8 protein-coding genes and 1 tRNA gene are annotated in these 9,128 nt (G+C 72.0%); 4 read left to right on the top strand and 5 right to left on the bottom strand.

From position 1 onward, the window contains the following. From D7V93_RS06160 to D7V93_RS06150, 3 genes are all read right to left on the bottom strand, one after another. On the bottom strand, positions 1-840 hold an 840-nt coding region (locus D7V93_RS06160), incomplete at its 3' end, for an RsmB/NOP family class I SAM-dependent RNA methyltransferase (protein ID WP_504739562.1). Between the two features lie 14 nt (positions 841-854). After that, the gene (locus D7V93_RS06155) at positions 855-1,520 is read right to left on the bottom strand and encodes a response regulator (protein ID WP_120642475.1); all 666 of its coding nucleotides are present in this window, start codon (positions 1,518-1,520) and stop codon (positions 855-857) included. Between the two features lie 90 nt (positions 1,521-1,610). Beyond that, positions 1,611-1,696: transfer RNA gene (locus D7V93_RS06150), tRNA-Leu, on the bottom strand. A gap of 99 nt (positions 1,697-1,795) precedes the next feature. Between D7V93_RS06150 and D7V93_RS06145 the strand changes: the two genes are divergently transcribed. The 4 genes from D7V93_RS06145 (at position 1,796) to D7V93_RS06130 (ending at position 7,089) form a co-directional block, all read left to right on the top strand. Beyond that, positions 1,796-2,539: a tetratricopeptide repeat protein gene (locus tag D7V93_RS06145; RefSeq protein WP_120642474.1), complete on the top strand. Its 744-nt coding sequence runs from the start codon at positions 1,796-1,798 to the stop codon at positions 2,537-2,539. A gap of 461 nt (positions 2,540-3,000) precedes the next feature. Beyond that, the gene (locus tag D7V93_RS06140) at positions 3,001-3,960 is read left to right on the top strand and encodes a diguanylate cyclase (protein ID WP_120642473.1); all 960 of its coding nucleotides are present in this window, start codon (positions 3,001-3,003) and stop codon (positions 3,958-3,960) included. Positions 3,961-3,985: 25 nt separating this feature from the next. After that, positions 3,986-5,719: a response regulator gene (locus D7V93_RS06135; RefSeq protein ID WP_120642472.1), complete on the top strand. Its 1,734-nt coding sequence runs from the start codon at positions 3,986-3,988 to the stop codon at positions 5,717-5,719. 101 nt (positions 5,720-5,820) lie between these two features. Next, entirely contained in the window at positions 5,821-7,089 is a 1,269-nt protein-coding gene (locus tag D7V93_RS06130; RefSeq protein WP_120642471.1) for a PQQ-dependent sugar dehydrogenase, read from the top strand. A gap of 70 nt (positions 7,090-7,159) precedes the next feature. Here D7V93_RS06130 and D7V93_RS06125 read toward each other — a convergent pair whose 3' ends face one another. Both D7V93_RS06125 and miaA read right to left on the bottom strand, forming a co-directional pair. Further along, positions 7,160-7,750, bottom strand: a complete 591-nt coding sequence (locus D7V93_RS06125; RefSeq protein ID WP_120642470.1) for an HdeD family acid-resistance protein — start codon at positions 7,748-7,750, stop codon at positions 7,160-7,162. 172 nt (positions 7,751-7,922) lie between these two features. After that, a complete protein-coding gene (gene miaA, locus D7V93_RS06120; RefSeq protein WP_120642469.1) occupies positions 7,923-8,825 on the bottom strand; it encodes a tRNA (adenosine(37)-N6)-dimethylallyltransferase MiaA in 903 nt (300 codons plus the stop codon). Between the last annotated feature and the right edge of the window lie 303 nt (positions 8,826-9,128).

The raw sequence follows: 9,128 nt of genomic DNA, 5'->3' as shown, positions 1-9,128 counted from the left end.
CCCGGCCCCCGCGCACACGTCCGCCACGGTGAGCCCCTGGAGGGTGCCCCCGGGCGGCAGGCACGCCTGGACGATGAGCTGGCTGCCCACGTCCTGCACCTGGAGCCGCCGGGCCTTCATCACCTTCGTCTCGAAGATGCGGTGGCTGGCATCCGCGACGCGCAGCGCGTCCGGCGAGGACGGCACGGCTTCCGCCACCACGCCCTCCTCCGCCAGCGCCGCGAGCACCGCGTCCCGGGTGCCGGCGGGCCGCACGCGGAAGTGCAGCGCGGGCTCCTCGTCCAGCGACGCCATCAGCCCCGCGAGCGTCCCTTCCGGGTACACGTCCGCCAGCCGCTGCGTGAGCCATCCCGGGAAGGAGTACCGGGTGGCCAACCGCTCCACGACGGACTCCGAAGCGGCGGGCTCCGGCAGGGGCTTCGTGACGAGCCCCTCCAGCACCGCGTCATGCAGCGTGCGCGGCCGCACCGGCCCCGGCAGCCGCACCTCCGGGCCGATGCGCGTCCAGCCCTCGCCGCAGAAGAGCCGCCGCCAGAGGGTGTAGCGCACCAGCGCCTGGTCCTCCGTCATGACGAGCTTCGCGTGCGAGTGGCCCAGTTGGCGCGCCGCCAGGTCCAGCAGCCGCTGGTGCCGGGACAGCTCGCGCGCCGCCATCGCCACGAAGCGGCGCTCCTGCCCGCCCAGCCCTTCCGCCTCCCGCAGCGCGGTGGCGAGCGCGGCCTTCAGGGGGTCCCCCTTGAGCACCGCGATGTGGGTCTCCAGGGCCGCGGTGGCCGCTTTCCGGGACGGACGCCCCAGGCGCGACGGATCATGCGGCGAGGGCCAGAGGGGGATTTCCACGGTGACCTCGTCCCCTACCCGCGCAGCGGCACGCACACCGCCACCGCGCCCGTTCGCGTCTTCACCCGGGGCGACGCCCCCACGGCGAGGAACAGGTAGCAGGGCGCGGCGTAGCCCTCCCCGTCCAGCTCCAGGGAGCCCTCCAGGAGCTGGAGCCCTTCGGCGCACGCCGGGCGGCGCCACTGGAAGTCCGCCTCGGGCGTCAGCCGCACCCACGTCCGGGGGGCCTCCGTCCGGGCGGTGGCCGTGCGCGCGCCAGGGGCGAGGTCCGTCCAGTCCGGCGAGCCTTCGGGCAGCGGGGACTCCGAAGCGGCGAGCGCCTGGCGCTTGAGCTCCAGGAAGCGCTCCACGAGCCCCATGATGTCGTCCACCTGGAAGGGCTTGATCAGCAGCCCGTCCGGCTCCAGGGGGTGCAGGGCCTCGGCGACCTCGTCGGGGCCCGCGGCGCTGACGACGACGACAGGGTGCAGCCGGCGGCGGGCGGCTTCGAGGATGCTCCGGCCATCGTTGTGGCCGCCCGCGATGCGCAGGTCGGTCATCACCAGCTCGAAGCGCCCGGTCTCCAGGGCGCGCAGCGCTTCGTCGATGGTGCCCACCGCCTGCACGTCCGCCAGCTCGGAGACAAGCTCGCCCATGCCTTCACGGAGGCTCGCGTCGTCCTCGACCAGCAGTACCTTCATCGCGTCTCCCGGCGCGGAGGACAGGGGGCTGCTTTCACGTTCGGGCCATCCGGAGGCGGCATCTCGGACGCCGTGAGTGCGTTGGGGGAATGGCCCTCCCCGGACTCGAACCGGGACGCGGGGTCAGCCGCAGCGGATTTTGAGTCCGCCTCGTCTACCAATTTCGACAGAGGGCCCCTTGGGTGAAAGCGAGGCGGCCAAACGTATATCGCGCCTTCGAATCGTGTGCATCCGAAGATTGCGGCGTTCCACGCACACCGCTAAAGGGGCTGCGCATGTACAACCTCCTCATCTCCCTGGCCGTGGGGCTGGCGGTCGGAGCGCTGGTCAAGCTCGCCGGCGGCTTCTCCTGGTGGGCCGGCATCGTGCCCGGCGTCATCGTCCTCTTCGCCACCTACATCGTGCTCGCCCGCAGGGTCTCCACCCGTGTGCAGGCGCTCATGACGACGGTCCAGAATGATCTCCAGGGCCAGCCCGCCAACCAGAAGGAAGCCCAGGGCCGCGTGGACCGGGCCGTGAAGACGCTGGAGCAGGGCCTCGTCTGGGACAAGTGGCAGTTCCTCATCGGGCCGGAGATCCACGCGCAGATCGGCATGCTCAAGTACATGGTGAAGGACCTGGACGGGGCGAAGGCGCACCTGGAGAAGGCCAGCGGCCGCAACTACATGGCCAAGGCCATGGAAGGCGCCCTGCACTTCCGCCGGGACGACAAGCCCGCCATGAAGACCGCCTTCGAGGCCGCGGTGAAGAGCGGCAAGAAGGAGTCCATCGTCTGGGCCGTCTACGCGTGGTGCCTCCTGCAGCACAAGGACAAGGACGGCGCCCAGCGGGTGCTCGCGCGCGGAGTGGAGCAGAACCCCTCCGACGAGAAGCTCAAGGGCAGCCTCGCCCAGCTGCAGAACGACAAGCGCCTGAAGATGAAGCCGTATGAGCCGCTGTGGTGGCAGTTCGGCCTGGAAGCGCCGCCGATGATGCCGCCCATGGGCGGGCGCCGCATGCAGTTCACCCACCGCCGCTAGCGCCGGCCCGCCGTCTTCGCGGGTCGTATCCTCAACACCGGCAACGTCGAGGCGGCCTCCGTCCAGGGGGCCCTCCGTTGCTCCGCTGCCCGGCAATTCCTACCGGCCGGGCTTCGCGGACGCTGCAACGACTTCCGATCCGCGCGTCGTCCGATGCGTCAGGTCCCCTCCAACCCCCTGAAATAAGGCCGGCCTCCGTGAGGATCACGGGGGCACACGGCTTGCTCTCGGGCAGGGACACGCGGACGGCCAGGACAGACGGGTCCGGGAGTCCCGCGGGGGCGGACGGGCTTGGCAGCGGGAGGTCTCGGGTGAAGTTTGGATGGGTGGGTGGGTGCTTGCAGGACGAGGCGGCGGCGGGTGCGCGTGGGGCGCAAGGGCGAGGGGAGCACCTCGAGGGGCGTGGCGCCCGAGACTTTCGGCCTGCCATTTCTGGCAAGGCGAGCGGAGCGAACCAGTTCATGGAACGGCACGGCCGCAGCTCGGAGCGGGCGCTTCTGCTCATCATCGAGGATGACACCGGAGTGCGCGAGGGCCTGATGGACCTGCTCGCCACCCGCTTCGACGTGCTGGCCGCGTCGGACGCGGGCGCGGGCGTGGAGCTGGCGCGCGAGCACCGTCCGGACCTGGTCCTGTTGGACCGCTTCCTGCCCTCCGGGGATGGGCTGGCGGTCCTGGAGACGCTCCAGCGGGACGTGCGCACGGAGACGGTGCCCGTCATCTTCCTCACGGGGGACGCGGACGAGGCGACCCTGGAGAAGTGTCTGGAGATGGGCGCGGTGGACTTCATCCACAAGCCGGCGAGCTCGCGCGAGCTGCTCGCCCGCATTGACCGGGCGGTGCGCCAGAGCGAGCAGCAGCGCAAGCTCCAGGTGCTGGCGCAGACGGACGCGCTCACGGGCCTGGCGAACTTCCGCGCGCTGTCGGTGCGGCTGGAGGACGAGTTCAAGCGGGCGGTGCGCTACGGCTACGCGCTGAGCGTGGTGGTCATCGACCTGGATCACCTGAAGGCCATCAACGACGGCATGGGGCACGACGTGGGCAACCGCGCCATCCTGTCGCTCGCCACGCTGATGCAGGGCAACCTGCGCGAGTCGGACTTCGCGGCGCGCTTCGGCGGGGACGAGTTCGTGGTGCTCCTGCCCCACCAGACGTCGCTGGAGGCGGCGGTGTTCGCGGAGCGGCTGCGCACGGAATTGCGCGGCGTGAACGTGCAGCGCAGCGACGGGCGTCCGGCGCCGTTCGGGTTGAGCATCAGCGTGGGCGTGGCGGACCACACGGTCGAGAACCCGCGCGAGAGCACGGAGGCCCTGCTGAAGGCGGCGGACGCCGCGCTGTACGAGGCCAAGCGGGAGGGGCGCGACCGGGTGGTGGTGTACGGCCAGACGGTCCACAACACCCCAGCGGCGCAGCGGCACTGAAGGTTGCGAAGGATCGAGGCGCGCGATGAGCGGGACCAGCAAGCTGTCGAGTGGTTCGAGGGTGGCGATCGTCGGCGGCGGCATCGCTGGTGCGGGGCTCGCGGCGTCCCTCCTGTTCAACGGTCGCGCCCGGGGCGTGGCCCTGGATGTGCGCGTCTACGCGGGGGGCACCGAGGAGCGCACCGCGCCCCCTGCCCTGCTGACGCCCGAGTGTCGCTCGCGGCTGGCCGCGCTGGGCTGCCGCATCCCGCCCGAGTGGCGCACGCACGAGCTGCGCGGCGTGGAGATCATCTCGGAGGGTGAGCGGGAGCTGCTGCCGTGCGCGCCCGGCGGGCTGTGGGTGGTGGATGGCTGGCCGCACGGGGAAGGCGGCCTGGATCAGGTGCGGCAGGTGCTGTCCACGGCGGCCAGCTCGCAGGGCGCGCGCTTCGTGAACCGCAACGTGGAGCGCGTGGAGCGGCAGGCGCCCGCTCCGGATGCGCCCACGGCGGTGCGCAACGCGGGGCCGCTCGTCGTCCGCGCGCAGGGCAGTGGCGAGCGCTTCCACGCGGTGGCGCTGGCCGCCGGCGCGGGACCGCTGTTGGGAGATGCGTTCTTCAAGAACTTCCGTCCGGCGCCGTCCATGCCGGCGGTACAGGCGCGGCTCAAGGGCGGGATGGTGGGCCGGGACCTGATGCCGGTGGCGCGCCTCTGGGTGTCGCCGCTGCCTTCGGTGGACGCGCTGTTCCTCATCCCGGGCGCGGATTCCGTGTACGCGCTGGCCTTCGGCGCGGCGGTGACGCCCGCGGACCTGTGCCAGGTGCTGATGATGGCCGCGCGCGACGGCCTGCTGGAGGAGGGCTTCGAGGTCGCGGCGCTGGAGACGACCCGCCTGCCCTACGGCCCCGGCCGCGCGCTGGTGGCGCCCGGGCAGCTCGTGGTGGGCCCGGCCGCCTTCGGCCACCCGCTGCAGGTGGGCCTGTCGGAGACGCTGGCGTCTTGCAGCCGCGCGGCCGTGGCGCTGCTGGACGGCGGGCTGGATGCCCCGTCGCTGGAGCGGCGCTACGTGCGTGACGGGCTGGGCGAGCTGCTGGAGGACGCGGCGGCCGGAGCGCGGTCCATCACCTGGCTGCGGCGCGCGGGCAAGCGGGCTCCGGCGGCGTTCGTCGCGGCAAGGGCGAAGCATGCGCTGGGCGGCGTGTACGGCGGAGGCGTGCTGGGCCTGAGCGCCCCCACCCCGCTGGCGCTGCTGACCACGGCGCGCTGGGCGGGCGTGCGGGAGGTCGTGGGTTCGTGGCTGCGCACCCCGATGGAGCCCGTGCCCACGATGGTGCCGGAGGTGGAGCCGGACCTGTACTACGTGGTGGATGATGACGCGGACACGCGCGAGGCGTTGACGCTGCTCCTGGAGAGCACCGGCGCGCGCGTGGTGTCCTTCGCGGACGAGCTGGCGCTGTTCTGCGCGGTGGCGCGGCGCCCGCCCACCGCCATCCTGCTGGACGTGGTGCTGCACTGGGTGGACGGCCTGCGCCTGTGCGAGGGGCTCAAGCAGCACCCGCTCACCCGGGACACGCGCGTGCTGGTGATGAGCGGGCTCAACCGTCCGCACGTGCGGCAGCGCGCGCTCGACGCGGGGGCGGAGGCGTTCCTGCCCAAGCCGGTGAATCCGGATCGGCTCCTGAGCCAGCTCACCGGCCGCGTGCCGGAGCTGCTCGCCACGCAGGAGGCCCCGCGGCCGGGCGCCGCGCAGCCGTTTGGCGAGGACCGCTACGCCTCCTGAACAGCGCGGGAGCGCGCTTCGACGCGCCGTGAACACGGGCCGTGGACGCGGTGGTGGACGGGATTGTCAGGGGCGACCCTCGTGCCCAGGGTGGCGGCCCCATGACCCTTCTCGCCCCCCGTGTGTTCGCTGGAGCCCTGCTCTGCCTCTCGCTCGCGTGTAACGACCGGACGAACTCCGGCGACAGCCCGCAGGCCGGAACGATTCCCACGCCCCAGGTGCCCGACCGCGAGGACGCGGTGCGGGCGGTGAGCGCGCCCAACCACCTGGTCCGGCCGGCGGTGCAGCCCTTCGGTCCGGAGCGGCTCGGGCAGCTTCGCGTGCCCCCGGGCTTCCAGGTGGGCGTCTTCGCGCAGGGCCTCACGAACCCGCGCATGCTCGCGGTCCGTCCCAATGGCGCCGTCTATGTCACCGAGCGCGAGGCCGGCCGCGTCACCCTGTTGCGCGATTTGAACGGCGATGGCAGCGCGGATCAGCGCGCCGTGGTGGCGAGCGGCCTGGGCCTGAAGAACGAGGGCGTGCACGGGCTCGCGCTCCAGGGGGATCGGCTCTACATGGCCACGGACCGGCAGGTGCTCGTCGCCACGGTGGGCGCGGACGACTCGCTGGGCGCGCCCGCCATCCTCGTGGACCGGCTGCCGGATGCGGGGCAGCACGCCAACCGGACGCTCGCCGTGGGGCCTGACGGCAAGCTCTACGTGTCGGTGGGCAGCACGTGCAACGCATGCGCGGAGCCCAACCCGGAGAACGCCACGCTGTTGCAGTTCGACACGAACGGCCAGGGGCGCCGCGTGTTCGCGCGCGGGCTGCGCAACACCATCGGCTTCGGCTGGAGCCCGACGACGGGGCAGCTCTGGGGCATGGACCACGGCTCGGATTCGCGCGGCAACGACTTCCCGCCCGAGGAGCTCAACCGCATCCAGGAGGGCGGCGACTACGGGTGGCCCTTCTGCGCGGGCCAGCAGCAGGTGGACGCCTTCGTCAGCAACGAGCCGCCGGACAAGCAGTCGCGGCCGGAGTACTGCGCGAAGACGCAGCCCGCGACGCTGGAGTACCAGGCGCACTCGGCGCCCATGAGCCTGACCTTCTACACGGGCGCCAACTTCCCGGCTGAGTACCGCGGGGACGCCTTCGTCGCGATGCGCGGCTCCTGGAACCGCAACCCGCCCACCGGGTACAAGGTCGTCCGCGTGCGCTTCGACGCGCAGGGCAATCCCGCCGCGTTCGAGGACTTCGCGTCGGGCTGGCTCGGAGCGGACGGGACGACCCACTTCGGCCGGCTGGTGGGCACGGCCGTCGCCGCGGATGGCGCGCTGCTCGTCGCGGATGACGCGAACGGCGTCATCTACCGCATCAGCTACACGGGCTGAGCTTCACCCAGGGCTATCCTTGATTTCACCCTGGGTGATGATTCGATTGGGAGGGTGCTCCGTGCTGGGCTCAGGCCTCGACCTCGCGGAGCCCCCGCCGGAGCGCCAGCGAGCCGGACATGATCGCGATGCCGCGGAAGAACACGCCGAGCCCGACGAGCGTGCCCACCAGCCAGACGGAGGAGCTGGGCCATTCCGCCATGATGCTGATGCCCAGGAAGACGGAGATGATCCCGAAGGCCACGTCCCAGCCCCACTGGGCATAGCGGTCCATGGCCGCGGTGATGACGTGGAAGAGGCCGTTGGTGAAGAAGAAGCCCGCGAGCAGCAGCGTGAGCGACGCGAGGCCCACCTTCGGGAACATGACGGTGAGGACGCCGACGACGGTGGTGAGGATGCCGCCCAGCATGAAGGACCAGAAGGGGCCTCCGTGCGGACGCACGCGGACGGCGGCGACGATCTCCGCGATGCCGCCAATCACCAGCATCATGCCCACGAAGAAGATGGTCACGATGCTGGTGAAGAAGGTGGCCCCCAGCAGCACGATCCCCGCGATCGTCGTCAGCATCCCCAGGAGGAAGGGGGCCCCCCAGAAGACGGAGGCGCTCTTCGGCGGGCGGGCCGGTCGGGTGTCGCGTACGCGTTCTTCGTTCGTATCCATCGCGCTCTCCGCAGTGGTGGCTCCCCGCATCGAGCCCCCGGCCGGTTGCAGGGTCGGGCGGACGCGTTGGAAGCGTTTCCTTCTGGAAGATGGGCGTGCTTCGGGTGGCCACAACGCCCTTCGCGCCGGGGCGGGTGGGAGCAGCGAGCGGATGCCGGGACAGGCCCTGTACTCAGGGCTCGGGACGGACGTAGGGGGGCGCGAGGAACACCGCGCCGGGTTCCCGGCGGAACCAGGTGAGCTGCCGCTTGGCGTAGCGACGGGTCTCCTGGGCGGTGTCGAGGACGGCCTCCTCGCGCGTCATCCGTCCTTCCACGACGGCGCGGGCCTGCACGTAGCCCACGCTGCGCATGGGGGCGGCGTCCGCGTAGCCGTGTTCCAGCAAGGCCCGGGTCTCTTCCACGAGGCCCCTTGAGAACAGCGCCTCCGTGCGCGCGTTGATGGCGGTGTAGAGCGACTCGCGCGGAGGGTTGAGGACGTACAGGTGGAAGGGGTAGCGATCCGGCGCGAAGGCATGGGCGCGGCGGAACTCCGACGCCGGGATGCCCGTCTGCGCGTGGATCTCCAGCGCGCGGACGACGCGCACCAGGTCCTGGGGCGGCAGCTTCGCGGCGGTCTCCGGATCCACCTGCGCCAGCCGATGGTGCACGGCCTCCCTCCCCTGCTCCGCCGCCATCGCCTCCATCTCCGCGCGCAGCGATGGGAGGGCGCCGGGCGCGTCCACCACGCCGTGCAGCAGCACGCGGAGGTACAGCCCGGTGCCACCGACGACGAACACCGGGCGGCCGCGTGACGTGATGTCCGCGATGGCCGCGTCCGCGCGGCGCTGATACTCAGCGGCGGAGAAGGGCTCCAGCGGATCCACCTCGGAGATGAGGTGGTGCGGCACGGCGGCCAGCTCCTCGTCGGAAGGCTTCGCGGTGCCGATGTCGAAGGCGCGATACACCTGCTGCGAATCCGCGCTGACAATCTCCCCACCGGCCACGCGAGCCCACGCGATGGCCAACGCCGTCTTGCCCGACGCCGTGGGCCCAGCGATCACCGTCAATGGCACCCGCGTCTCCACCACCGTCATCCGCCTCCGACGCCCCCGCTGTAACGCAGACGCGCGCCGAGCGCGAGTCCCCGGATGCCGCCGTGCCTACGCCAGCCGGGCCCCCACCATCGTCGCCGTTGATGCATCGCACGCGAGCAACCCGCGTCGCCGCACCTATGCCAGCCGGGCCCCCACCATCGTCGCCGTTGATGCATCGCGCGCGAGCATCCCGCGTCGCCGCACCTATGCCAGCCAAGTCCTCACCACCGTTGCCCTGGAGGCATCGCGAGAACACCCCGGGTCGCCGCGTCTACGCCAGCCGGGCCCCCACCACCGTTGCCC

The organism is Corallococcus llansteffanensis (genome assembly GCF_003612055.1).
GTDB classification, from domain to species: Bacteria; Myxococcota; Myxococcia; order Myxococcales; family Myxococcaceae; genus Corallococcus; species Corallococcus llansteffanensis.
The sequence above is the reverse complement of the archived record's forward strand: the minus strand, read 5'-3'. Positions and strand labels throughout refer to the sequence as shown.

Coding starts and splice junctions, on each gene's coding strand:
- D7V93_RS06155 (WP_120642475.1), bottom strand. CDS start 1,520: ATGAAGGTACTGCTGGTCGAGGACGACGCGAGCCTCCGTGAAGGCATG.
- D7V93_RS06145 (WP_120642474.1), top strand. CDS start 1,796: ATGTACAACCTCCTCATCTCCCTGGCCGTGGGGCTGGCGGTCGGAGCG.
- D7V93_RS06140 (WP_120642473.1), top strand. CDS start 3,001: ATGGAACGGCACGGCCGCAGCTCGGAGCGGGCGCTTCTGCTCATCATC.
- D7V93_RS06135 (WP_120642472.1), top strand. CDS start 3,986: ATGAGCGGGACCAGCAAGCTGTCGAGTGGTTCGAGGGTGGCGATCGTC.
- D7V93_RS06130 (WP_120642471.1), top strand. CDS start 5,821: ATGACCCTTCTCGCCCCCCGTGTGTTCGCTGGAGCCCTGCTCTGCCTC.
- D7V93_RS06125 (WP_120642470.1), bottom strand. CDS start 7,750: ATGGATACGAACGAAGAACGCGTACGCGACACCCGACCGGCCCGCCCG.
- miaA (WP_120642469.1), bottom strand. CDS start 8,825: ATGACGGTGGTGGAGACGCGGGTGCCATTGACGGTGATCGCTGGGCCC.